The sequence below is a fragment of the Streptomyces pseudoechinosporeus genome (assembly GCF_054783935.1).
The window spans coordinates 142,129-164,943 of record NZ_BAAGPS010000050.1 but is presented as its reverse complement, the minus strand read 5'-3'; the positions used below and the strand labels follow the sequence as shown (position 1 = coordinate 164,943).

The window sequence follows — 22,815 nt, the reverse complement described above, 5'->3', positions numbered from 1 at the left end:
ACCGGTGCGTGCCGGGCGGCGTTCGTGGGCGCCGGATTGACGTCCGGTGGACGCCGGACCGACGGCAGGACGTGACCGTACACACCCGTACACACCCGTACGTACACACACCCGACAGGAACCGATGTCTGACGATTCACGCCGTTCCGGGGCCGGCACCGCGGCCGTGATCCCGGCCGCGGGCCGAGGCGTGCGCCTCGGGCCGGGCGCCCCCAAAGCGCTGCGCGCGCTGAACGGCACTCCCATGCTCATTCACGCAGTACGCGCGATGGCCGCGTCGCGTGCCGTCTCGCTGGTCGTCGTCGTGGCGCCGCCCGACGGTGCCGCCGAGGTCAAGTCGCTCCTGGACACGCATTCGCTGCCCGAGCGCACCGACTTCCTCGTCGTGCCCGGCGGCGACACCCGGCAGGAGTCCGTGAAGCTCGGCCTCGATGTGCTGCCGCCGGGCATCGACATCGTGCTCGTGCACGACGCGGCCCGGCCGCTGGTGCCCGTCGACACCGTCGACGCGGTCATCGAGGCGGTACGGGACGGGGCCCCCGCCGTCGTACCGGCGCTGCCTCTCACGGACACCGTCAAAGAGGTCGAGCCGCGTACCGACGGCTCGCCCGAACCGGTCGTCGCCACTCCCGAACGGGGTCGGCTGCGTGCCGTACAGACTCCGCAGGGCTTTGACCGGGACACCCTGCTGCACGCCCATGAGACCGTCACGGAGGGGGTCACCGACGACGCGAGCATGGTCGAGCAGTTGGGCAAGCCCGTCGTGGTCGTGCCGGGGCACGAGGAGGCCTTCAAGGTCACCCGACCGCTCGATCTGGTGCTGGCCGAGGCGGTACTGGCGCGGCGGAGGGCGAACGATGGCTTCTGAGGCGCCCCTGCCCTTCTTGTTGCCGCAGGTCGGGATCGGTACCGACGTTCACGCCTTCGAAGAGGGGCGGGAGCTGTGGTGCGCCGGGCTGAAGTGGGAGGGCGAAGGGCCCGGTCTTGCCGGGCACTCCGACGCGGACGTCGTCGCGCACGCCGCCTGCAACGCGCTCTTCTCTGCCGCCGGGCTCGGTGACCTCGGCGCTCACTTCGGTACCGGGCGGCCCGAGTGGTCCGGGGCGTCCGGCATCACGCTGCTCACCGAGGCGGCCCGTATCGTCCGTTCCGCCGGCTTCCGCATCGGCAACGTCGCCGTCCAGGTCGTCGGGCCTCGGCCCAAAATCGGCAAACGCCGCGACGAGGCGCAGAAGTTGCTCTCTGATGCGGTGGGGGCGCCCGTGTCGGTCTCGGGCGCCACGACGGATGGCCTCGGCTTCCCGGGGCGGGACGAGGGGTTGCTGGCGGTCGCCACGGCGCTTGTCGTTAGCACTGGCTGAGCGGGGGCGCCTACGGGGGTGGAGGGTTGGGTTCGTTTGGCGGGTGCGGGTGCGTCGGGGCTGGTCGCGCCGTTCCCCGCGCCCCTGGGGTGCGTGGGTGGGTCGGGGCCGTGGGCCGGTGCGTCAGCCCGTCGCAGGCCGGGCATACGGCCCTGGACTGGTGCAAGGTCCTGGTTCTCCGAGACAGAACCTAAGCGACGGGCATACGACGCACCGGCCCACGGCCCCTCCCGCCGGTGGGCAAGTGCGGGCACGTCGTGGCTGGTGGTGAGTGGAGCCGCAGGCTTTTCAGGGGCGCGGGGCTGTATCGATGTGCGGCTCCGCCGCGTGGGCGCGAGCAACCACAACGGAGCCGCACCCGAAAACGAACCCACCCGCCCAACCGCCGGAGGCAACCCGCTGAACCCCCGGAGGGACACCCACTACCCTTAGACCCGTGACTATTCGCCTGTACGACACCAGCGCCCGGCAGATCCGTGACTTCGTCCCGCTTACGCCGGGCTGCGTCTCGATCTACCTGTGTGGTGCCACCGTGCAGGCCGCCCCGCACATCGGGCACGTCAGGTCGAACCTGAACTTCGACATCATGCGCCGCTGGTTCGCGTACCGCGGCTACGACGTGACGTTCATCCGCAACGTCACGGACATCGACGACAAGATCATCAGGAAGGCCGCGGAGCAGAACAGGCCCTGGTGGTCGATCGGTTACGAGAACGAGCGGGCGTTCAACGACGGCTACGAAGCCCTCGGCTGCCTGCCGCCCACGTACGAACCCCGCGCCACCGGCCACGTCACCGAGATGGTCGAGATGATGCGCACGCTCATCGAGCGCGGGCACGGCTACGAGGCCGACGGCAACGTCTACTTCGACGTACGCTCCCTGCCCGGCTACCTCGCCCTCTCCAACCAGGACCTGGACGACCTGCGCCAGCCCTCCGAGGACGGCGAGACCGGCAAGCGGGATCCGCGGGACTTCGCCATGTGGAAGTCCGCCAAGCCCGGCGAGCCGAGCTGGGAGACGCCGTGGGGGCGGGGGCGGCCCGGGTGGCACCTGGAGTGCAGTGCCATGGCGCACAAGTACCTGGGCTCCGCCTTCGACATCCACGGCGGCGGGATCGATCTCATCTTCCCGCACCATGAGAACGAGATCGCGCAGGCCAGGGCGTACGGGGACGAGTTCGCCAAGTACTGGGTGCACAACGCCTGGGTCACCATGAGCGGCGAGAAGATGTCCAAGTCGCTCGGCAACTCCGTGCTCGTCAGCGAGATGGTCAAGCACTGGCGGCCCATCGTGCTGCGCTACTACCTCGGCACCCCGCACTACCGCTCCACCATCGAGTACAGCGAAGACGCCCTGCGCGAGGCCGAGTCGGCGTTCGCGCGCATCGAGGGCTTCGTCCAGCGGGTCGTGGAGATGGCGGGGAAGCCGGTCGAGCCCGCCGCCGACGTGCCGCCCGCCTTCGCCGAGGCCATGGACGACGACCTGGGAGTGCCGGGGGCCCTCGCCGTCGTGCACACCACCGTCCGGCAGGGCAACAGCGCGCTGGCCGCCGACGACAAGGACGCGGCTGTCGCCCGGCTCGCCGAGGTCAGGGCCATGCTCGGCGTTCTCGGTCTCGACCCGCTCGATGCGCACTGGGCCGGCGAGAGCGACCGGGGCGACGATCTGCACGGGGTCGTCGACAGCCTCGTACGCCTGGTCCTCGACCAGCGTGAGGCGGCCCGGGCCCGCAAGGACTGGGCCACTGCCGACGCCATCCGCGACCAGCTCAACCAGTCCGGCCTCGTCATCGAGGACAGCCCCACCGGCCCGCGCTGGACGCTCGGCCCGCGCTGAGCGTTCCTTGATCCTCGGTCGATTCCTTGATCGATTGTGCCGCCCGGCCTTCCGGGCGGCACACTTCATAGACGTACGACACTTTCCGAGACGTACGCACGCACGCTTTCTCACAGACAGGTAGGTCATGGCCGCTAACAACCGCCGCATGTCCGGCAAGAAGGGCGCGCAGGTCGGCAGTGGCGGCCAGCGACGCCGGGGCCTGGAAGGCAAGGGCCCCACCCCGCCCGCCGAGATGCGCAAGGGGCACAAGAAGAACCGCGTCGCCACCGCCAAGGCGAAGCAGACCGCCCGCCGCCCCGCCCCCAAGGGCCGCGGCGGCAAGTCCACCTCCGAGCTCGTCGTCGGCCGCAATCCGGTCGTCGAGGCGCTGCGCGAGGGCGTGCCCGCGACCATGCTCTACGTCCAGCAGTTCATCGACAACGACGAGCGGGTGCGCGAGGCGCTCCAGCTCGCCGGCGAGCGCGGCGGCATCCACCTCATGGAGGCCCCCCGCCCCGAACTCGACCGCATGACCAACGGCCTCAACCACCAGGGCCTCGTCCTCCAGATCCCGCCGTACGAGTACGCGCACCCCGAGGATCTCGCCGCCGCCGCGTACGACGCGGGCCAGGACCCGCTGATCGTCGCGCTCGACGGTGTGACCGACCCGCGCAACCTCGGCGCCGTCGTCCGCTCCGTGTCGGCGTTCGGCGGCCACGGCGTCGTCGTACCCGAGCGCCGCGCCGCCGGCATGACGGCCGGCGCCTGGAAGACCTCCGCCGGCACCGCCGCCCGTACGCCCGTCGCCCGCGCCACCAACCTGACGCGCACCCTGGAGGCGTACAAGAAGGCGGGCATCATCGTCGTCGGCCTGGCCGCCGACGGCGAGCTCGAACTCGGCGACCTGGAAGCCCTCGGCGGCCCCGTCGCCATCGTCGTCGGCAGCGAGGGCAAGGGCCTGTCCCGGCTGGTCGGTGAGACCTGCGACTACCGCGTACGGATCCCCATGCCGGGCGGCGCCGAGTCGCTGAATGCCGGTGTGGCGGCGGGAGTTGTGCTGTACGAGGCCTCGCGGCGGCGGGCCTGAGGCTGGTGATCTTGACGGGGTCCGGACAGATCGGGGCGGTCAAGGCAGTGTCCTAACGACACGTCACTCGGTTAGATGAGTGTGGACACCAGAACACCCCGCACACCCACGGGGGACCGCACGTCGGGCTTCGACGACGCTCCCGCGCTGAGCATGGTGAAGGTGCCGAGCGATCCGGCGCAGGTCATCGTCAATCATGCGAGCTTCCGCGTGCAGCTGGGCACCGCGTCCCGTACGCAGTCCCCGCGCGTCGCACGCCACTTGAGCTCCGCCGACCCCTCGCGCAGGCCCGTCGCCGGCACCCGCCGCCGCGCCCCTGTCGTCTGGAGCGGGAAGTCCGCACCCGACGACACCGGCGCCACCCGCCTGCTGCAGGCCGCGCGGAGCACAAGCGTGCACCACGGCGTCGCGGACCCGACGGGCGACGCCGGCGCGACCCAGGTCATCCCGCGCCTCGACGGCGACGGGTACGACAGCAACGGCTACAGCGGCGCCGGATACGGCGGATATGGCGGATACGACACCGACGCCACCGTCGCGACCCCCACCATCGGCGGTCCCCGCACCCCCGAGACCCCCATCCTTCCGCAGATGCGCACATCGGGCAGCGCGGACGACGAGTACGACCAACACCCGTACGCGGAAGGCGAGTTCGAGGCCGACGCATACGACGACGAGACCGAGGACGACGGCCGGCCCAGGCGACACCACGCCGACCCGGTACGGCACGCGTACTACCCCGGCCGCCGGATGAACCTCGGCGTCGTCCTGCTCCCCCTGCGCGTCTTCCTCGGCTTCATCTCCATCTACGCCGGCATGGGCAAGCTCTGCGACCCCGTCTACTTCGACGGCGGCAAGCGCGGCTCCATGGTCAAGTGGCTCAACACGCTGCACCCCTGGGAAGTCGCCGAACCCCTGCGCCAGTTCGCACTGGAGCACCCCATCGGCGCCGGACTCCTCATCGCCTTCTTCCAGGTGATCGTCGGCGTCCTCACCGTCCTCGGGCTGTGGCAGCGGGCCGCCGCCGCCGTCGGCGCGCTGCTGTCGGCCGCGCTCCTGATCACCGTCAGCTGGAAGAGCGTCCCCGCCTACGACGCGCCCGACATCATCTACCTCGCCGCCTGGACCCCGCTGATCATCGCGGGCGCCCCCGTCTACTCCATCGACGGCCGCCTCGCGGGTGGCGCCTGGCGCAGGCTCGGACCGCGCGCCGACATCTGGGACCTGCGCCGCTACGTCCTGCGCCGCGGCGCCCTCGTTGCCACCGTCGTCGTCGGGCTCACGCTGCTCGTCGGCTCGATGCTCGGCGGCGCTGTCCGCGACGCCGACCGCGTGGTCGTCCCCGGCCCCGGCGAGGCCCCGCGCAACGAACTGCCCGGCTCCCCGCTCCCCGAGGAGCCCGGCAAGGACCGCCGTTCGGAGAGCCCCTCGGCCGCCAACTCGCCCACCCAGGGCGCGACTTCGGCCAGCCCCTCCGAGGACGCCTCGACCACACCGGGTGCGTCCCGCGAGTCGGCCACCGCAGGCACCGGCCGACCCAGCGAAACCCAGGGCACGGGCCAGGCCCCGCCCGCCCAGCAGACGGCACCCCCCGAGGCGCCCAGCACCAGCGCGGGCCCGTCCTCCTCGGGCGGCGCCACGGGCGGGACGGGGTCTCCCGGAGGCACGAGCGGCGGCAGCGACTCGGGCGGCGGCTCGGGTGACGGGTCCGGCGGTTCCGGCGGCGGCTCGGACGACGGCAGCCTTGTGGGCGGTCTGCTCGGGTAACAGGCTTTCGCCGGTACGCAGTTGGGGCCCCGCACTTTGACGAGTGCGGGGCCCCATTGACGTACGTACGGCTTGACGTACGTACGGCCGGGCTCAACGCCCCAGTGCCGCCAGCTCCTTGGCCGCCTCCGTGAGGTCCTTCGCGGTGTCGATGGCGCGCCAGTACGCGCCCTGCGGGATCGGACAGCCGAACAGGCGGCGCTCGCGGGCCAGGCGCGGGAACGTGGTGCGCTCGTGGTCGCCGAGGTCGGGCAGCAGGTCGGTGAACTCGGGGGAGAAGACGTAGACACCCGCGTTGACCTCGTACGACGTCGGCGGGGACTCGATGAAGTCCGTGATGTGACCGAAGTCGTCGGTCTCGACGGCGCCCCACGGGATGCGGGGGCGGGCCAGCGCGAGGGTCGCCACCGCGTCGCGCTCGGTGTGGAAGTCCGCCATGTCGCGCAGCGAGAAACGGGTCCAGATGTCACCGTTCGTCGCGAACCAGGGGCGGTCCGGGTGAGGGAGGTGCTTGGCGGCGAACTTGAGGCCGCCGCCGCGGCCCAGGGGCTCCTTCTCGACCACGGTGGTGACGCGGAGGGGGAGTTCGGCCGACTCCAGCCACTGCTGGAGGACCTCGGCGAGATGGCCGCACGAGACGACCACGTCCGTCACGCCCTCCTCGGCGAGCCAGGCCAGCTGATGGCCGATGATCGGGGTCCCGGTGCCGGGGATCTCGACCATCGGCTTGGGCCGGTCGTCGGTGTAGGGACGCAGCCGGGAGCCCTGGCCACCGGCCAGGACAACGGCTTGAACGGGGCGCGACGCGGCGCTCGGATGCTTCATGAGCGCACTGTACGTCGCGCCCCGTTCGGGGCCTGCGTCGGCGTCGGGCCGCGCCACCCGGCCCGACGTCAGCCGTGCCCGGCGGCGACGCCCGTGGCGAAGGACGTGTCGCAGACGGGGCGGGAGAACGACTGGGCGCGGGACGGGCCGTACTTGTTCACGGCGGCACGGCCCAGCGCGCGGGCGATGGAGGCGCAGTGCCTGGCGAGCGACGGGCGGCCGTTCACCGCCTCCTGGAGGTGCGTGAGTGCCACCCCCGCGTCCTTCTCCTGGAGCTCGAGCAGGAGCTGGTCGCGCAGCACGTCCTGCGGGGCGCGGGACGCGGGGCGCGAGGACGCGTTCTCGGCGGAGGCGGCGAGCACCGAGGCCGAGGAGTCGCTCCCCGACCAGGGAACCCGGGCGACCGCGAGAGTCCCGGAGAGCACCAGGACGACGGGCAGAACGAGGGCGAGAGTACGGCCGATCCGGTGGGCCGGGCCGCGGCTGTGCCGCGTCGGGCGGTCGGCGGGGCGGCGGCCGTGTCGCGTCGAGGGGTTAGTGGAGTGCTTCACGCGAGTGAGGGTAGCGCAGGGTAATGATTTGGCGACATTTGGTAATCAGTTCGAGTGACGGCCAACGCTCAAATTCGGGCGCGTAGTTGACGTACGGGGATCGAAATGACTGGTCTGCCGGGGTATTTGTCGACAAGAAAAGGGGCCCCGCAGCAAGCTGCGGGGCCCTTCCGTCAACGTGGGCGAATTCACCCGGTACGGGGGTCTCAGTCGGTGAGGCGCTCACCCGTGGACGTCGAGAACACGTGGGTCTCGCCCGGCCGCGGCACGACGTGCAGCGTGGCGCCCTTCTCCGGGACCGCGCGGCCGCTGACGCGGACGACCAGGTCCTTGAGTTCGTCGTCGACCTTGGCGCTGCCGTAGACGTAACCGTCGGCGCCCAGCTCCTCGACGACGTTCACCGAGACGGCGAGGCCCGCCGGGGCGTCCTCGGTCTCCTTGGTGAGGGCCTTCGCGGCGCCGCCGTTCTGCTCGACGATGTCGAAGTGCTCCGGGCGGACGCCGACCGTGACGGTGCGGTCGCCCCGGTCCGAGGCGGCCGAGAGGGCCTCCCGGTTGACCGGCACCACGCTGTTGCCGAACTTCACGCCGCCGTCCGTGATCGGGACCTCGACGAGGTTCATGGCCGGCGAGCCGATGAACCCGGCGACGAACAGGTTCGCCGGCCGGTCGTACATGTTGCGCGGCGAGTCGACCTGCTGGAGCAGACCGTCCTTCAGTACGGCCACCCGGTCACCCATCGTCATGGCCTCGACCTGGTCGTGGGTCACGTACACGGTGGTGATGCCGAGACGGCGCTGGAGGCTCGCGATCTGCGTACGCGTGGACACACGCAGCTTGGCGTCGAGGTTCGACAGCGGCTCGTCCATGAGGAACACCTGCGGCTCACGCACGATGGCCCGACCCATCGCGACACGCTGCCGCTGACCACCGGAGAGCGCCTTCGGCTTGCGCGCCAGGTAGTCGGTGAGGTCGAGGATCTTCGCCGCGTCCTCCACCTTCTGGCGGATCTCGGCCTTGTTGACACCCGCGATCTTGAGCGCGAAGCCCATGTTGTCGGCGACCGTCATGTGCGGGTACAGCGCGTAGTTCTGGAACACCATGGCGATGTCCCGGTCCTTCGGCGGCAGATGCGTGACGTCGCGGTCACCGATGCGGATGGAGCCGGCGTTCACGTCCTCGAGCCCCGCGAGCATCCGGAGCGAGGTGGACTTGCCGCAGCCGGACGGACCGACCAGAACAAGGAATTCGCCGTCCTCGATCTCGATGTCGAGACCATCGACGGCGGGCTTCTCGGAACCCGGGTAAATCCGGGTCGCCTTGTCGAACGAGACAGTGGCCATGGTGATGGGCCCCCTTCTACCGGCAGGAACGTGCCGGACGATCCGTTGTGGAAGGTGGTGCCACTACGGGTGATTCCGTTGTGGTGTAGTCCACACAGGGCGGACTGGGTCAGGACGGTACCTGGCGTATGCCTGTTCTGTCAGTAGTCGGGGAGCTGTGAACTTCGCGGAAATTTTCGACAGGGCCCGGCTATGACGTGGGTACACTGCACGGGCACCCATGCGCGTACGGCGCGTGTGCAGGTGCGCCCGCCTCCTTAGCTCAGCTGGTCAGAGCGCCGCTCTTGTAAAGCGAAGGTCGTCGGTTCGAATCCGACAGGGGGCTCCAACAGCATGGATAACCCGCCGCGGGGCCCGTGAGCTCGTAGTTTCGGCTACGGTCGAGGTCCCGCGGGCGGGCTGCCGCAAGGGCGGTGAGCCTCGATGAGGGCCGCCGAGGAGCCCCGCAAGGACGGTTCCCGCGCGGCTGACCTTGAGACGTGGGTGCGGCGTGGCTGTGCGCCCTGGTCGTGGCGTCAGTGGCCGCGTACGCCTCTTACGTGCATCAGCGGGAATTCGCTTTGCAGGGCGGGGCGGACGTCACGAGTGCCACCTTGTGGCTGTTGTCTGTCGACGGGCTGCTTCTGCTGGCCACGGTCGGACTCCTGAAGCCCGCCCGTCACGTCAGCCGGCGGGCACGCTCCACGGTATGGATGGCGTTCTTACTTGGCATCGGTGTCTCCCTGGCGGCGAATGTGGCGGCAGCTCCTACGTTCGCCTGGCGATCGATTCTCGTTGCGGGCTGGCCGCCGGTTGCTCTCTTGTTCTCGGTCGAGCTCTTTGCTTCTCATCACCGGGATCGAGAGGCGGACGAGAGCGCGCAGCGAGAGTCGTCGCGCAACGAGGAGAGCGTTGCCAGGGGCCCTCGGCGCTCACCAGGCTTGCCGCCGAAGGGCGAGACGACTGCTGAGGAGATTATGTGGGACTACTACCAGCAGCAGACGGCTGAGGTTAGAGATCACCAGAGCGGCCAGCGCCGGATCGGGTCCGATCTTCTCCGTGGTCGGCCAGCGACAATCTTCGGCCCCGGTTCCGGCTGGCGGTGGTGGCTCAGCGTTCCAGATAGGGGTCGGTGATCTCGCGAAGCCGGGTGAGGGTGTCGCGGAGCTGGTCCATGCGGCGCTTGCCGAGGTGGGCGGTCCACTCTGCCTCGATCTCGGCGATGGCCCGGTCACCGATGGGGCGTAGGGAGCGTGCGCGATCTGTCAGGCGCACCAGGCGGGCGCGGGCGTCGGTGGGATCGGAGGTGCGTTCCACGTATCCGGCGTTTTCGAGCTGGTCGACGAGGTAGCCGGCGGTCTGCTTGGTCACCTGGGCGGCTTCCGCGAGTTCGCTGAGCCGGGAGCCGTTGTCGTTGACGCGCTGCAGGAGTTTCGCCTGTGCCGGTGTGATGTCGTTGTGGCCCGCGGCGGCCACGGCGGCGAAGGCTCGGTTCTCCAAGGCCCGGTAGGGGACGAAGAGCAGGAGCCCGATGTTGAGGTCTTCGGCCACGCCACTCCTTGACGGTGGTCAGAGGTTCTGATTAATTTAGTCAGTGAGGCTGACTTAACTGGTCAGGTCATCGTACCAAAAACGCTGGGGGAGCGGGCATGGAGAAGGCGGCGATGTGGCAGGTCATCGATGACGAACGGGCCGGTCTGGCCGATCTGCTCGCCTCACTGACCGAAGAGCAGTGGACCTGCCCGTCGCTCTGCGAGGGGTGGACCGTGCGCGAAGTGGCAGCCCATCTGAGCATCGGACCGCGAGCCCGACTGGTGCCGATCCTGATCGAGGCCGTCCGCGCGCGCGGCAGCTTCAACCGCATGGTCGACAACACCGCCCGGCGGGAAGCGGCACGTCCCCCGGTCGAGCTCGTGGCCGCACTCCGGGCGGCATCCGGATCCCGGCACCTGGCACCGGGCCAGAAACTCGCCGACGCCATGATGGATGTCCTCGTCCACGGCCAGGACATCGCCATCCCACTCGGCATCGATCGCCCGATGGCGCTGGAGGCCGCCCGTTACTCCGCCGAGCACACATGGAGGATGGGCTTCCCGTTCCACGCCCGCAAGCGGCTGCGCGGCTTCCGCCTCGTGGCCACCGATGTCCCGTGGTCGAGCGGGGAAGGCGCCGAGATCAACGGCCCGATCGCTGCCCTGCTGCTCCTTGTTTCCGGCCGCCACGTCGCCCTGTCCCAGCTCACCGGACCGGGAGCCGCCGTCCTCCGTGCCCGCGCTCTGGCCGACCGCTGAAGAGCATGCGGTGGAGCAGGGCCATGGGGAGTCTTCGACGGCAATGGTGGAATTGGGAGGGGTGGCAACCATGCCCGAGCTCGCCGGGATCCACCATGTGAAGATCCCCGTCACCGACCTGTCCCGTTCGCTGGACTGGTACGGCCGCGTCTTCGGCCTCAAGGTCACGTGGGAGTTTCCCGATGCCGACGGAGTCGTACGGGGCGCGGCGGGCGAGGTGCCGGGCCTGGGTGCCGTCCTCGTCGCGTTCCGCGAGAACCCGGAGGCGGCACGCGGCTGTCAGGGCTTCGACCCCGTCGGCTTCGCCGTACAGGGGCGGGCCGACGTGGAGGTCTGGGCCGCGCACCTGGACGCACAAGACATCCCGCACTCGCCCGTCATCGAGGCGTCCATCGGCTGGCTGCTGGTGTTCAACGACCCCGACGGTCTCGAACTGCACCTCTACAGCTGGGCCGTACACGGCAACGACCACTCGGCCCGCGCCGGATACGGCCGCCCGGTCACCGGCGGAGTCGTCGGCGACCCCGTCGCCATCCAGTACTGAGAAGTACACCGACCGAACTGAAGCGAACCCAGGAGGAGTTGACGTATGTCCGCGACCCCGCGCGTGGTCCCGCGCCTTGCTGTCGAGGACTTCTTCGGCGCGCCCGTCCGCGCCGGCGCATCGATCTCGCCCGACGGCACCAGGATCGCCTACCTAGCGCCGTGGCGGGAGCGGTTGAACGTATGGGTGGAGGGCGTTGACGCGGACGAGGAGGCGCGTTGTGTGACCGCTTTGTTCGGCGTCGCGGTCGCCTCGTTCGTCGCCTGGAAGACCGGCTCGGCCAAGGGCTTCTTCCTGACGGGCATCTGGGCCAACGTCGCCCTCCTTGTGCTCTTCCTGCTGTCCGTCCTGGTGCGTCGGCCGCTGACCGGAGTCGTCTGGGGCGCGCTCAACGGCACGGGGACCACTTGGCTGAAGGACAAGCCCTCGCGGCACTACTACGACATCGCCACGCTCACGCTGGTGAGTGTCTTCGGGGCCCAGGTCGCCGTCTGGCAGTGGCTGTACGACGAGGACCGCACGGGCTGGCTGGCCGTCGCGAGGATCGCGATGGGCTACCCGCTCCTCAGCCTGGCCCTCCTGGTGGTGCTGTGGGCGGGCCGGCGCTCGGGCAAGCGGCTCAAGGCCCTGGCCGGACAGCAGCCCGCCGGATCGGTCTGAACGGCCGTGCTTCTTACGAGACTCTGACGCAGCGCTTACGAGACCCTGACGCGGCCTCTGTTCCGGGTCGTCTCGCGCTTCCCACTGGTCACTCTGGTGCTGTTCGCAGGGCGCGGACTGGGGGACGAGAGACCGAGGAGCCGGACGTGAGCACGTACGACAGGAATGGCCGTCGCAGTGGGCACAGGGCGAAGTCCAGGACGCGGCGGGTCATGATCGGGGCCGGGGTGCTCGCCTCGGTGGGGGCTGTGACGGCGGTGGTGTCCGTGGCCAATGCCGGGCAGTACGCCACCACGTCCGCCGGAGCCGATCAGGCCGTGTTCGTGCAGGGCAATGAGCTGGACGGGAACACGATTCATGTGTTCGCGCGTGCTGATGACGGCAAGTTGTCGCCGGCGGGGGAGTTCGCGACCGGCGGCAAGGGCGGTGACCAGGTCGACGCGCCCACCGACTCGCTCGCCTCTCAGGGCTCGCTCGTCTACGACGACGCGTCGGGGATGCTCCTTGCGGTCAACGCGGGCAGTGGCACGGTGACGTCGTTCCGGGTCGAGGGGACGGAGTTGAAGGATCCGCAGCAGGTGGATTCGGGCGGGGAGTTCCCGGCGAGCATCGCGGTGCGCGGGAAGGTCGCGTACGTGATGAACGCGGGCGGCGAGGGCAGCGTTCAGGGCTTCACGATCAGCGAGAAGGGGCTCAAGCCGCTGAAGGGCTCGAACCGTTCGCTGGGGCTGGACAACGAGGATGTGCCGCGCTTCGACACCTCACCCGGTGAGGTCGAGTTCACTCCGGACGGCCGCAGTCTGGTGGTCACCACCAAGGCCGCCAACACGGTCGAGGTGTTCCCGTTGAAGCGGAACGGGGTGCCGGCCGTTGCCGAGCCGGTCGTCAACAAGTCCGCGGGCGGTGTGCCGTTCGCGATCAGCTTCGACAAGTCGGGGAAGCGGATGCTGGTCGCGGAGGCGGAGAAGTCGACGGTGACCGCGTACCAGGTGCGGCGCAGCGGCAAGTTGAAGGTGCTGCAGGAGCCGCTGGCCAACGGTCAGGAGACGCTGTGCTGGCTGGTGCGCGCCGGGAACTACTTCTACGGCGGCAACACCGGGAACTCGACGGTCAGCGGCTACCGCATGGCCGAGAGCGGCGAGCTGGCGCTGACCAACGACGTGGGCATCGCCACCCCGCCCTCCGCCAATTCCCAGGGCGTGATCGACCTCGCCGTGACGCAGGACGAGAAGTTCGTCTACGTGCAGAACGCGGTCTCCGGAACCGTCGATGGCTTCCGTGTCGAGAAGAACGGCGCCCTCACGAAGGTCACGACTGCCGAGGACCTGCCGGTCTTCGCGGAGGCGGGCATGGAGGGCATCGCCGCGAAGTGACTTGGTCAGGTATCGCGAGGGGGATGGCTGCCCTCGCTCAGCCGGGAGGCTGTTGGCCTGGGGCAACGGGTGCCCCGGGCCGACGGCTCACTCGTTCACCTGGGCTTTTTCGCTCGGCAGTCCCGCCGCCGACGCGATGACGTGGGCGGTGCGGAGCCCTTCCTCGTACGGAATGCCGCCGTGGACGGGGCGGCAGCGGCCCAGTTCCGGGGCGTACTCGGCCATGACCGCGCCCGAGTGGTCGGTGGTGAGCTCGGTGAGCGGAGCCGGGCGGCCGCAGTCGGCGAGGACCGACTGGAACTCGAGGGCGTTGTTGAAGTCGCAGACCCTGTCGGCCGTGCCGTGGACCAGGTGGATCGGCAGGGGCGGTGCGGTGGCGCAGACGGCCATGGGGGAGGGGAGGCCGAGGAGGGGTTCGGGCTGGTTGTAGCGGGCGGCGATGCCGACGACCGCTGCGGGGCGCCAGCCTTCCGGCGGGTGCGGCTGGAGGGCGGTGGCCATGGCGGCCCGGCCGCCGAGGGACCAGCCGACGAGTACGACGCGGGCGGGGTCTGTTACGTAGTCCCAGGTGAAGCGGAGGGAGGCCGCGAGGTGGGGGCGTCCGCCGTCGGGGGCGTCGGGGCGCCAGTCGGGGACGATGACGGTGGCGCCGAGGCGGGCGACGGTGGCGGCGAGGGCGCCGAGGACGTCGCGTTCGGCGGGGCCGCGGCCGTGCCAGAGGAGGACGGTGGGCGCGTCGGAGGCGGCGGCGTGGTGGATGTCGAGGAGCTGGCCGTCGGCGGTGTAGCGGACGGTGTCGATGACGGTGGTGTTCATGTGTGCCCCCTGCCTCAGCGGCCCGCGACCCGGTCGGCGACACGTGCCAGCCGGGACGACTGCGCGGCATGCGTGCTGCGTTCGCGGCGGTCGGCGGCTCGATACGTCGCGTACATGCCGTGTACCCCGATCCAGCGCAACGGCTCCGGTTCCCACCTGCGGACCTTGTGGCCGACCCAGGGCAGGGTGGTGAGGTCACTCGCGCCGGACTGCCCGGAGTCCTGCTGGATCAGGTCGCGCAGGGTGCGGGCGGCGAGGTTGGCGGTGGCGACTCCGGAGCCGACGTAGCCGCCGGCCCAGCCGAGGCCGGTGGAGCGGTCCAGGGTGACGGTGGCGCACCAGTCGCGGGGGACGCCGAGGACGCCGGACCAGGCGTGGGTCACCTCGACGCCGGTGAGCTGCGGGAAGAAGCGGAGGAGGATCGCCCGTAGCGCCTCGATGGTCGCCGGCTGCGTACGGCCGTCGTTGTCCGTGCGGGAGCCGAAGCGGTACGGGACACCGCGGCCTCCGAGGGCGATGCGGTCGTCGGCGGTGCGCTGGGCGTACATGTACGCGTGGGCCAGGTCGCCGAGGGTTTCGCGGCCCTCCCAGCCCACCGACTCCCACTGCTCGGGGGTGAGCGGTTCGGTGGCGATCATCGAGGAGTTCATGGGGAGCCAGGTGCGTCTCTGTCCCTTCAGCGAGGCGGTGAAGCCCTCGGTGCAGCGCAGGACGTAGGGGGCGCGGACGGTGCCGTACGGAGTGACCGCGTGCTTCGGGCGGATCTCGGTGACGGGGGTCGACTCATGGATGGTGACGCCGAGTGCTTCGACGGCCTTCGCGAGTCCCTGGACGAGCTTGACGGGGTGCAGACGGGCGCCGTGCGGGGTCCAGGAGGAGCCGACGGCGTCGGCGACGCGGATGCGCTCGGCGGTCTCGCGGGCGCCGTACAGCTCGCGGTCCTTCTCGCCGTACGAGAGCTCCGTCTCGTGGAAGGCCTTGAGGCGGGTCAACTGGGCGGGCGTGTAGGCGACTTCGAGTACGCCTCCCTGGTGGATGTCCGCGTCGATGCCCTCTTCCTCGGCGACCCGGACGACCTCCGCCACAGTCTCGTTCATCGCCTTCTGGAGGCGTACGGCGGCCTCGTGGCCGTGCACGCGCGCGTGGCGGTCGCGTCCGGCGATGCCGTTGTAGAGCCAGCCGCCGTTGCGGCCGGAGGCGCCGTAGCCGCAGAACTTCTGTTCAAGGACGGTGATGCGGAGGAAAGGGGCGGCCTTTTTCAGGTAGTACGCGGTCCACAGGCCGGTGTAGCCGCCGCCGACGATGACGACGTCCGCGGCGGCGTCCGAGGGGAGGGGTTCGCGGGGCGTGGGGAGGCCCTGTTGTGCGTACCAGAACGATATGCCGCCGTTGATGACGGTGCGGGCGGGGGTGGTGTCGTGGGTGGCGCCCGCGCTTTCCGTGCTGCTCATGGAGCGCGACGTTAGCCGTTGGGGCCGTGGGTGTCTCCTCCGGGTTCCGAACTCAGGGCTCCAGGACCACTTTTCCAATCGTGCCGCGATTCTCCAGCGCCCGATGCGCGGCTGCCGCCTCGGTGAGGGGGAAGCGCTGGACGGCCGGGGTGAGGCGGCCGGCGGCGGCCTCGGTGAGGGCGCGGAGTTCCAGGGTGCGTACGGGGTTGGGGCCGCCCGCCTTCATCATCATCACCGGGCCGAGGACCTGCTCGGACACGCCCTCGACGATGAGCGGACTACCGTCGTGCAGGCCCTCGCCGGACCAGCCGAAGACGATGTGCTTGCCGCCGGGGCCGAGGAAGTCGACGGCCGTACGGGCCACCTCGCCTCCTACGCCGTCGAAGACGACCGTGGCCTTCCGGCCCCAGAGGAAGTACTTGACCTCGTCGGGCCAGCTCGGGTCCTTGTAGTCGACGGCGAGATCGGCGCCGTTCTTCTCGACGCGGGCCACCTTCTCCGGGCCGCCCGCGAGGCCGATCACGGTGGCGCCGGCGTGCTTGGCGTACTGCACGAGGAGGGTGCCGATGCCGCCCGCGGCGGCCGGGATCACGGCCACGGAGGTGGGGCCGAGCTCGGCGAACTGGAGGATCCCCATCGTCGTACGCCCCGTGCCGACCATGGCGACGGCCTGCGCGAAGTCCAGGTTCTCGGGGATCTCGTGGACGCGGTCGGCGTCGGTGACGGCCAGTTCGGCGTACCCGCCCGGGGCGAAGCCCAGATGCGCCACGACCCGCTTGCCGAGCCAGAGTTGAGCCACGCCCTCGCCGAGGGATTCGACGGTGCCGGCGACTTCGCGGCCGGGGATGGTGGGCAGGGCGGGCAGCTCGGGGAGCGGGCCCGGAATGCCCTCGCGAATCGCGGTGTCGAGGAGGTGGACGCCTGCCGCAGCGACGGCTATACGGACCTGGCCGGGGCCTGGTGCCGGGTCCTCGACCTGCTCGTAGGTGAGGTTCTCGGCCGGGCCGAAGGCGTGCAGGCGGATGGCGTGCATGGGGAGTCTCCTCGGGTCAGCTCGTGCGCTGTCGTGCCCTCAGCCTCGTACCTCAAGCTTCCTTGAGGTCAAGCCTTGCCCTGCGCGGGATGTCGAAGGCGAGGGACACGGCTGTCAGGGCGCTGTTGAAGGACACCTCGGAGAGGACGCCGGGCGCCGCGACCTGGTCGCCCGCGAGGTAGACGCCGTCGCCGCGGTCGACGGCGGGCCGGTCGCGCCAACTGGTGCCGGGCAGGTCGACGGCGCCGGTACGGCCGTTGGCGATGGCCTCGCGGCGCCAGGTCACGCGCTCGCGCCAGCCCGGGAAGCCGAGGTCGAGGAGTTTCTCGGCGCGGGCGATGCCGGCGGCCCGCGACTCGTGGGGCGCGATCGGGATCTGGCCCTGGATGAGCTGTTCGCCGGCCGGGGCGAGCGTACGGTCCTGGGCGGTGAACCGCTCGATCCAGCCCGCCGCGTCCAGGTCGGACACGGCGAACGCGTCGCCCCGGCGGGTGCGTACGGCCAGATCGATCAGGACCGTACGACCGCTCGTCCAGGTCAGCGAGTCGTCGTGGAGGAGTCGGCGGGCGGCGTCGAGGGAGGTGGCGACGATGACGGGCCCGTGCCTGCCGTGGTCGTCGAGGCTGTCGACGCGGGAGAGGGTCTCCATGCGCACGCCCAGGTTCCAGGCGCGGGCCGCCATCCGGTCGATGACGCTCGCCCAGCCGCCGCGCGGGTAGTGCGCCTCCGGGGGCAACTTCGTGGCGCGCCGCAGCCGTTCCTGCACGAAGGCGGCGGAGAGGGCGCCCGGATCGTGGTGGAAGAGGGCGACGGCAGAGTAGTACGCGGCCGCGTTCGCGCCCTCTTCTCCGGCGATCTCGGTGGCCCAGGACTTGAAGTCGACGTCCACGGGGGCTTGTTGGGGCGTACGACGGAGAAGCTTGAGCATCGCGAAGGGTGGGGTGCGGCGGAGGGCGCCCTTGTGGCGGAGGCGTAGTCGGGCCGCTTCCAGGGGTGGGAGTGGGGCGAGTTCGCCGATCAGGCCGCGTTGCCTGAGCCAGGTCCAGTGGGGGCCGCCCTTGTAGAGGGCGTGCGGGCCTTCGTTCGTCCGGTACGGCCCCTCCGCGGTGCGGGCGCGGCCGCCGAGGGTGTGGTGGGCCTCGTACACGGTGACCTTGGCGCCCGCCTCGGCGGCGGTGATGGCCGCGGTCAGGCCGGCGAAGCCGCCGCCGACGACGGTGATGCGGTGCATGGCTGGGGGTCTCCCTACTGGTCCGGTGTGCGTGCGTGTGGGTGCCTGCGTGTGCGTGACTCGTAGGTATGACTCGGTGAGGGGCTCGGTGTGTGACATCGCGGGCGTTTGTGCAGGTCAGGTGGTTTGTCAGTGGTGGGGTGCAGGATGGGGGGCATGGCGAGGAGAACGGCGGGCGGAGCTGGCGGTACGGGTATGAGCGGGGGTACGGGTGTGAAAGGGGCGCGGCGGCCAGAGGTGCGGTTGCCTTCGCTGGAGCCGTACGGGGGCGGCGAGTTGGAGCCGGACGGGGACTACGACGGACTGGAGTTCCGGGAGGCGGACTTCGCCGGGCAGGACGGCGCGTGCGCCCGCTTCATGGACTGCGCGCTGGCGGGGTGCGCCCTGGACGAGACCCGGCTGCGCCACGTCCGTGTCCTGGACTCGGTCCTCACGGGCATACGAGGCGTCGGCACCGACCTCGCCGAGTCGACCCTCCGTGACGTGGAGCTGGTGGACGCGCGGCTGGGTGGCGTCCAGTTGCACGGTGCCGTACTGGAGCGGGTACTGATCCGTGGCGGCAAGATCGACTACCTGAACCTGCGCAAGGGCCGGCTCCGTGACGTGGTCTTCGAGGGCTGCGTGCTGGTGGAGCCGGACTTCGGGGGTGCACGGCTGGAGCGGGTGGAGTTCGTCGACTGCGCACTGAAGGGGGTGGACTTCAGCGCGGCGACGCTGACGGATGTGGACCTTCGGGGGGCGGTTGAGGTGGATATCGCGCGGGGGGTGGACCGGTTGGCGGGGGCGGTGATCAGTCCGGCTCAGCTGATGGATCTGGCGGCGGTGTTGGCGGCGGAGATGGGGGTTCGGGTGGTCGCCGAGGGTTGAGCGGTTGGGTTCGTTGCTTGCTGCGGGGTGCCTCCGGCGGTTGGGCGGGTGCGGGTGCGTTGTGGTTGCTCGCGCCGTTCCCCGCGCCCCTGGGTGGGTGGTGGGTCGGGGCCGTGGGCCGGTGCGTCAGCCCGTCGCAGGCCGGGCATACGGCCCTGGCCTGGTACAGGGTCCTGGTTTCCTGAGACCGAACCTACGCGACGGGCATACGACGCACCGGCCCACGACCCCTCCCGCCGGGGGGAGGCTGCGGGGTTCGTCGTGGCTGGTGCGCGTGGTGGCTGGCGGTTCCGGGAGCGCCCCGTCAGGGGCGCGGGGAACTGCGCGACCAGCCACGACGGGCCTGCAGTCGAGACGCAACACCCACCCCCTTGCGGGGGTCCGGGGGCGGAGCCCCCCGTTTCGGGAAGGGGCGGGGTTGGGGAAAGAACCCCCCGCCCACGCACCCGCACCGCGTCAGCGCACCCTGGGGAAACGCGCCTGGAGTGTCCAGATCGCCGGGTTCTCCGCGAGAGCGTCATGCAGATCGCACAGGTCGGCGATCAGATCGTGCAGGAAGTCCCGTGCCTCACGCCGGAGTTCGGCGTGCGAGAAGGTCAGCGCAGGCTCCTCTACCGGCATCCAGTCGGCTTCGATATCCACCCACCCGAAGCGCCGCTCGAAGAGCATCCGGTCGGTCGACTCGGTGAAGTCCAGCTCGGCCCGCTGCGGGCGCGACGCACGCGACCCCGCCGGATCCCGGTCGATCCGCTCCACGATGTCGCACAGCGCCCACGCGAAGTCGAGTACCGGCACCCATCCCCAGGCTGTGGACAGTTCCCGGTCCGTCTTGGTGTCGGCGAGATAGACGTCGCCGCAGAACAGGTCGTGCCGCAGGGCGCGGACGTCCGCGCGGCGGTAGTCGGTCTGCGGAGGATCCGGGAAGCGGGCGGAGAGGGCGTAGCCGATGTCGAGCACGTATGTGATGGTGTCACGCCCGCGTGTGGCCCTGACGTGCCCCGATCCCAGCCCCGACCTCAGCGCCGTCCTGGCCTTGGCCCAGCCCCGATCCCCCTAGGATCGCGAACGTGCCCCGCCCCGCCCGCCTCGTACCGGCCGTCGCGTCCGCCCTCGCACTCGCCCTCACCGCGTGCACCGGCGGCAGCGCGCGGGACACGGTCGGCGCCCCCGGCCTGAACGACCCGTACTTCCCGAAGGCGGGCAACGGCGGCTACGACATCACCCACTACGCCCTGACCCTCACCTACGACCCCACCTCACGCCGCCTGACGGGAACGGCGGAGATCGAAGCGCGGGCGAAGCATGACCTCACCTCGTTCAACCTCGACCTCAAGGGCATGAAGGTCACCGCGGCCGAAGTGGACGACGCGTCCGCCCGCTTCCACCGCGCCGGCGACCACGAACTGACCATCCGCCCGCCCGACGACCTCGACAGGAGCACGACCTTCCGCACCACCGTCCACTACTCCGGCACCCCCGACACGATCACCGACCCGGACGGTTCGCAGGAGGGCTGGCTGAGGACGGCGGACGGCGCCCTCGCCCTCGGCGAGCCCACCGGCTCGATGGCCTGGTTCCCCGGCAACCACCACCCGAGCGACAAGGCCGCGTACGACATCACGATCACCGTTCCCGAGGGCCTGAAGGCGGTGTCGAACGGAGAGTTGAGGCGCGAGAAGACGGAGAAGGGCCGCACGACCTTCGCCTGGCACGTCGGGGAGCCGATGGCGACGTACCTGGCGACGATCGCGATCGGCGAGTACGAAACGCGCCGCTCGAAGACCGCGAACGGCCTGCCGGTGTACGTGGCCGTCGACCCCGACCAGTCGACGGCGAGCGCCGAGATCCTCGCCCGTATCCCCGAGATCATGCGGTGGGCGGAGGAGAACTTCGGCCCGTACCCCTTCTCCTCCACCGGCGCGATCGTCGACCGCGCGAACGACGCGGGCTACGCCCTGGAGACCCAGACCCGCCCCGTCTTCCCCGGCGCCCCCGACACCGCCCTCCTCGTCCACGAACTGGCCCACCAGTGGTACGGCAACTCCGTCACCCCCGCGTCCTGGCGCGACATGTGGCTCAACGAGGGCTTCGCGACATACGCGGAGTGGCTCTGGCAGGAGGACCACGGCGGCGACACGGCTCAGGAGACCTTCGACGCGCTGTACGACCACGGCGAGGACACCTACGAAAACCTGTGGTCCTTCCCGCCCGCGAGCCCGACGAGTGCCGCGCACATCTCCGACGACCCCGTCTACCAGCGCGGCGCCATGGTCCTCCACAAGATCCGCGAAACGACCGGCGACGCCACCTTCCACGACATCCTCCGCGGCTGGCCGACCACCCACCGCCACGGCAACGCGAGCACATCCGACTTCACCGCGTACGTGGAACAGCAGGCACCGGACGAGGACTTCAGCGCGATCTGGGACGACTGGCTGTACGGGAACGGAAAGCCGGACCACGCCTGACCGCACCCGCGTCAGGGCTCGCCCTCAGCGTCCCCGCGCGTCACGCCTCACGCCCGTCCAACTCCGCGAGCAGCCGCGGAAGTTCGGGCGGCCATACGGATTCCGCTGCGTCGGCGAGCTCCTTCCGGGTCCACCACTTCCAGCCCAGCATGCCCTCCTCGCTGTGCATGGCGCGGATGTGGTCGCCGCCGTCCGGCTCGCGGCGTGGTCCATACGCCACGTAGATGTGCTCGTGCTGGCGGACGGGGACGCCGGCGCGTGTGAAGTCGTGCTCCCAGGTGCACAGGAGAGACCCGGGGGTGAGGTCGCTCCAGCCCGTCTCCTCGCGGAGTTCGCGCAGGGCGCCCTCGCGCGGGCTCTCGCCGGGTTCGAGACCGCCGCCGGGCATGGCCCAGTGGACGCCGACCTCTTCGTTGTCGTACCGGAAGAGGAAGACGGCCCCGTCTGGGTCGAGTACGGCGATACGGGCGGCCGGGCGCGGGGTGCGCGGTTCGAGGAACATGTCCGCAGGTTAGAACGTGTGCCGGGTCGATCGCGGTGCCGGGTAATTTCCTTGCCCGGCCATGGCATCTGGGATAGCAAGGGCGAGTGATACGTGGCGACAAGGTCGGGTTACGCACTCGGCAAGACAGCGATGTCCTGGTTTTCCAGGCCGAGTTGTACGACGACGTGGTGACGCGAGCACATGCGTTCCGGGACCACGGTCTGGCCGGCCGATGAACGCATCCCGATGTGAGCTGCTGCGCTGGCAGTTCGAGCTGACCTGGTCGCTGTTCGAGTACCACCTGGAGCGGCTGGAGCCCGAGGACTTCCTGTGGGAGCCCACCCCGCATTGCTGGACGGTGCGCCCGGATGCCGACGGGGCATGGGTTCCGGACTGGGCGGAAACCGAGCCCGAGCCCGTCCCGGTCCCCACGATCGGCTGGCTGAGCTGGCATATCGGCTGGTGGTGGAGCGTGACCATCGACCATGCGCGGGGACGGACGCCTCGGGAGCGGACCGAGATCACATGGCCGGGCGACGGTAGGGCGGCCGTCGAGTGGCTGCGCGGCCTCCGCGGTGACTGGCTGGCGATACTCGACCGCCTCACCGACACCGACTTGGACGCCACCGCCCCGTTCCCCTGGCCGAACGACCCCGAGCACACCATCGCCCACATGCTCGCCTGGGTGAACGCGGAACTGATGAAGAACGCCACCGAGATCGGCCAACTCCGCTTGCTGCGCGCCGCGTCCGCGGCTTGAGCAGTGGGACGAGGCCTGAGCGGACCGCGGACGGATGCGGCAGTCGGCCGACAGGTCCTGGGGGCGGGCCTGTGGGTGCTGGTGCACATTTTCGTGAGCACGTTG

General features: G+C 70.4%; 22 protein-coding genes, 1 tRNA gene and 1 pseudogene. 14 read left to right on the top strand and 10 right to left on the bottom strand.

Features of this window, described 5'->3' with window-relative positions; all coding sequences use genetic code 11:
* Positions 1–124 precede the first annotated feature (124 nt).
* From ispD to ACYVO6_RS34810, 5 genes are all read left to right on the top strand, one after another.
* A complete protein-coding gene (gene ispD, locus ACYVO6_RS34830) occupies positions 125–868 on the top strand; it encodes a 2-C-methyl-D-erythritol 4-phosphate cytidylyltransferase (protein WP_461068313.1) in 744 nt (247 codons plus the stop codon).
* Positions 858–1,361 (top strand): 2-C-methyl-D-erythritol 2,4-cyclodiphosphate synthase, encoded by a 504-nt coding sequence (ispF, locus tag ACYVO6_RS34825; RefSeq protein WP_461068311.1) that lies wholly within the window; start codon positions 858–860, stop codon positions 1,359–1,361. Before ispD ends, ispF begins: the two co-directional genes overlap by 11 nt.
* 436 nt (positions 1,362–1,797) lie before the next feature.
* Positions 1,798–3,198 (top strand): cysteine--tRNA ligase, encoded by a 1,401-nt coding sequence (cysS, locus tag ACYVO6_RS34820; protein ID WP_461068309.1) that lies wholly within the window; start codon positions 1,798–1,800, stop codon positions 3,196–3,198.
* 127 nt (positions 3,199–3,325) lie between these two features.
* Positions 3,326–4,267 carry a 23S rRNA (guanosine(2251)-2'-O)-methyltransferase RlmB gene (gene rlmB / locus ACYVO6_RS34815; protein WP_461068307.1) on the top strand — a complete coding sequence of 314 codons (942 nt, stop codon included), beginning with the start codon at positions 3,326–3,328 and terminating at the stop codon, positions 4,265–4,267.
* A gap of 75 nt (positions 4,268–4,342) precedes the next feature.
* Positions 4,343–6,034: a DoxX family protein gene (locus ACYVO6_RS34810; protein WP_461068305.1), complete on the top strand. Its 1,692-nt coding sequence runs from the start codon at positions 4,343–4,345 to the stop codon at positions 6,032–6,034.
* A gap of 93 nt (positions 6,035–6,127) precedes the next feature.
* Here ACYVO6_RS34810 and ACYVO6_RS34805 read toward each other — a convergent pair whose 3' ends face one another.
* The 3 genes from ACYVO6_RS34805 to ACYVO6_RS34795 all read right to left on the bottom strand — a co-directional run bounded on the left by ACYVO6_RS34805 (position 6,128) and on the right by ACYVO6_RS34795 (position 8,753).
* Positions 6,128–6,859, bottom strand: coding sequence for a nucleotidyltransferase family protein (locus ACYVO6_RS34805; RefSeq protein WP_461068303.1), 732 nt, complete (start codon positions 6,857–6,859; stop codon positions 6,128–6,130).
* A 68-nt stretch (positions 6,860–6,927) separates the two neighbouring features.
* Positions 6,928–7,410 (bottom strand): hypothetical protein, encoded by a 483-nt coding sequence (locus ACYVO6_RS34800; RefSeq protein WP_461068301.1) that lies wholly within the window; start codon positions 7,408–7,410, stop codon positions 6,928–6,930.
* A gap of 206 nt (positions 7,411–7,616) precedes the next feature.
* Complete coding sequence (locus tag ACYVO6_RS34795; RefSeq protein WP_461068299.1) at positions 7,617–8,753, bottom strand: ABC transporter ATP-binding protein; 1,137 nt, start codon at positions 8,751–8,753, stop codon at positions 7,617–7,619.
* A 251-nt stretch (positions 8,754–9,004) separates the two neighbouring features.
* Here ACYVO6_RS34795 and ACYVO6_RS34790 point away from each other — a divergent pair.
* A tRNA-Thr gene (locus ACYVO6_RS34790) sits at positions 9,005–9,081 on the top strand.
* A gap of 151 nt (positions 9,082–9,232) precedes the next feature.
* A complete protein-coding gene (locus ACYVO6_RS34785) occupies positions 9,233–9,868 on the top strand; it encodes a DUF2637 domain-containing protein (protein WP_461068297.1) in 636 nt (211 codons plus the stop codon).
* Here ACYVO6_RS34785 and ACYVO6_RS34780 read toward each other — a convergent pair.
* Positions 9,843–10,283, bottom strand: a complete 441-nt coding sequence (locus ACYVO6_RS34780) for a MarR family winged helix-turn-helix transcriptional regulator (protein ID WP_461068295.1) — start codon at positions 10,281–10,283, stop codon at positions 9,843–9,845. The genes ACYVO6_RS34785 and ACYVO6_RS34780 overlap by 26 nt on opposite strands.
* A 98-nt stretch (positions 10,284–10,381) precedes the next feature.
* On the opposite strand from ACYVO6_RS34780, the gene ACYVO6_RS34775 reads away from it, so the two are divergent.
* From ACYVO6_RS34775 to ACYVO6_RS34760, 4 genes are all read left to right on the top strand, one after another.
* The gene (locus ACYVO6_RS34775; protein WP_461068293.1) at positions 10,382–11,023 is read left to right on the top strand and encodes a maleylpyruvate isomerase family mycothiol-dependent enzyme; all 642 of its coding nucleotides are present in this window, start codon (positions 10,382–10,384) and stop codon (positions 11,021–11,023) included.
* Between the two features lie 70 nt (positions 11,024–11,093).
* Positions 11,094–11,567, top strand: coding sequence for a VOC family protein (locus ACYVO6_RS34770; RefSeq protein ID WP_461068291.1), 474 nt, complete (start codon positions 11,094–11,096; stop codon positions 11,565–11,567).
* Positions 11,568–11,612: 45 nt separating this feature from the next.
* Entirely contained in the window at positions 11,613–12,227 is a 615-nt protein-coding gene (locus tag ACYVO6_RS34765) for a DUF3159 domain-containing protein (RefSeq protein ID WP_461068289.1), read from the top strand.
* A 146-nt stretch (positions 12,228–12,373) separates the two neighbouring features.
* Entirely contained in the window at positions 12,374–13,600 is a 1,227-nt protein-coding gene (locus ACYVO6_RS34760) for a lactonase family protein (protein WP_461068287.1), read from the top strand.
* A gap of 87 nt (positions 13,601–13,687) precedes the next feature.
* On the opposite strand, the gene ACYVO6_RS34755 is transcribed toward ACYVO6_RS34760, so the two are convergent.
* Genes ACYVO6_RS34755 through ACYVO6_RS34740 form a run of 4 tightly spaced genes read right to left on the bottom strand, consistent with a single transcriptional unit; the run spans position 13,688 to position 18,131 of the window.
* A complete protein-coding gene (locus tag ACYVO6_RS34755; protein ID WP_461068285.1) occupies positions 13,688–14,416 on the bottom strand; it encodes an alpha/beta hydrolase in 729 nt (242 codons plus the stop codon).
* Positions 14,417–14,430: 14 nt separating this feature from the next.
* Complete coding sequence (locus tag ACYVO6_RS34750) at positions 14,431–15,867, bottom strand: NAD(P)/FAD-dependent oxidoreductase (protein WP_461068283.1); 1,437 nt, start codon at positions 15,865–15,867, stop codon at positions 14,431–14,433.
* A gap of 52 nt (positions 15,868–15,919) precedes the next feature.
* Entirely contained in the window at positions 15,920–16,900 is a 981-nt protein-coding gene (locus ACYVO6_RS34745) for a zinc-binding dehydrogenase (protein ID WP_461068281.1), read from the bottom strand.
* Positions 16,901–16,952: 52 nt separating this feature from the next.
* On the bottom strand, positions 16,953–18,131 hold the full coding sequence (locus ACYVO6_RS34740) for an FAD-dependent oxidoreductase (RefSeq protein WP_461068279.1): 1,179 nt from the start codon (positions 18,129–18,131) through the stop codon (positions 16,953–16,955).
* A 156-nt stretch (positions 18,132–18,287) separates the two neighbouring features.
* On the opposite strand from ACYVO6_RS34740, the gene ACYVO6_RS34735 reads away from it, so the two are divergent.
* Positions 18,288–18,998: a pentapeptide repeat-containing protein gene (locus tag ACYVO6_RS34735; RefSeq protein WP_461068277.1), complete on the top strand. Its 711-nt coding sequence runs from the start codon at positions 18,288–18,290 to the stop codon at positions 18,996–18,998.
* A 456-nt stretch (positions 18,999–19,454) separates the two neighbouring features.
* Here ACYVO6_RS34735 and ACYVO6_RS34730 read toward each other — a convergent pair whose 3' ends face one another.
* The gene (locus ACYVO6_RS34730) at positions 19,455–19,955 is read right to left on the bottom strand and encodes a hypothetical protein (protein WP_461068275.1); all 501 of its coding nucleotides are present in this window, start codon (positions 19,953–19,955) and stop codon (positions 19,455–19,457) included.
* A gap of 110 nt (positions 19,956–20,065) precedes the next feature.
* Here ACYVO6_RS34730 and ACYVO6_RS34725 point away from each other — a divergent pair, with 110 nt between their 5' ends.
* Entirely contained in the window at positions 20,066–21,466 is a 1,401-nt protein-coding gene (locus ACYVO6_RS34725; protein WP_461068273.1) for a M1 family metallopeptidase, read from the top strand.
* A gap of 40 nt (positions 21,467–21,506) precedes the next feature.
* Here the strand turns inward: ACYVO6_RS34725 and ACYVO6_RS34720 are convergent.
* Positions 21,507–21,956, bottom strand: a pseudogene (locus ACYVO6_RS34720) (NUDIX hydrolase); the annotation flags it as partial.
* Between the two features lie 226 nt (positions 21,957–22,182).
* On the opposite strand from ACYVO6_RS34720, the gene ACYVO6_RS34715 reads away from it, so the two are divergent.
* On the top strand, positions 22,183–22,710 hold the full coding sequence (locus ACYVO6_RS34715; RefSeq protein ID WP_461068271.1) for a DinB family protein: 528 nt from the start codon (positions 22,183–22,185) through the stop codon (positions 22,708–22,710).
* The last annotated feature ends 105 nt before the right edge of the window (positions 22,711–22,815 follow it).

Coding starts and splice junctions, on each gene's coding strand:
- ACYVO6_RS34735 (WP_461068277.1), top strand. CDS start 18,288: ATGGCGAGGAGAACGGCGGGCGGAGCTGGCGGTACGGGTATGAGCGGG.
- ACYVO6_RS34715 (WP_461068271.1), top strand. CDS start 22,183: ATGAACGCATCCCGATGTGAGCTGCTGCGCTGGCAGTTCGAGCTGACC.
- ACYVO6_RS34770 (WP_461068291.1), top strand. CDS start 11,094: ATGCCCGAGCTCGCCGGGATCCACCATGTGAAGATCCCCGTCACCGAC.
- ACYVO6_RS34765 (WP_461068289.1), top strand. CDS start 11,613: ATGTCCGCGACCCCGCGCGTGGTCCCGCGCCTTGCTGTCGAGGACTTC.
- ACYVO6_RS34750 (WP_461068283.1), bottom strand. CDS start 15,867: ATGAGCAGCACGGAAAGCGCGGGCGCCACCCACGACACCACCCCCGCC.
- ACYVO6_RS34810 (WP_461068305.1), top strand. CDS start 4,343: ATGAGTGTGGACACCAGAACACCCCGCACACCCACGGGGGACCGCACG.
- rlmB (WP_461068307.1), top strand. CDS start 3,326: ATGGCCGCTAACAACCGCCGCATGTCCGGCAAGAAGGGCGCGCAGGTC.
- ACYVO6_RS34740 (WP_461068279.1), bottom strand. CDS start 18,131: ATGCACCGCATCACCGTCGTCGGCGGCGGCTTCGCCGGCCTGACCGCG.
- ACYVO6_RS34775 (WP_461068293.1), top strand. CDS start 10,382: ATGGAGAAGGCGGCGATGTGGCAGGTCATCGATGACGAACGGGCCGGT.
- ACYVO6_RS34745 (WP_461068281.1), bottom strand. CDS start 16,900: ATGCACGCCATCCGCCTGCACGCCTTCGGCCCGGCCGAGAACCTCACC.
- ispD (WP_461068313.1), top strand. CDS start 125: ATGTCTGACGATTCACGCCGTTCCGGGGCCGGCACCGCGGCCGTGATC.
- ACYVO6_RS34755 (WP_461068285.1), bottom strand. CDS start 14,416: ATGAACACCACCGTCATCGACACCGTCCGCTACACCGCCGACGGCCAG.
- ispF (WP_461068311.1), top strand. CDS start 858: ATGGCTTCTGAGGCGCCCCTGCCCTTCTTGTTGCCGCAGGTCGGGATC.
- ACYVO6_RS34795 (WP_461068299.1), bottom strand. CDS start 8,753: ATGGCCACTGTCTCGTTCGACAAGGCGACCCGGATTTACCCGGGTTCC.
- ACYVO6_RS34805 (WP_461068303.1), bottom strand. CDS start 6,859: ATGAAGCATCCGAGCGCCGCGTCGCGCCCCGTTCAAGCCGTTGTCCTG.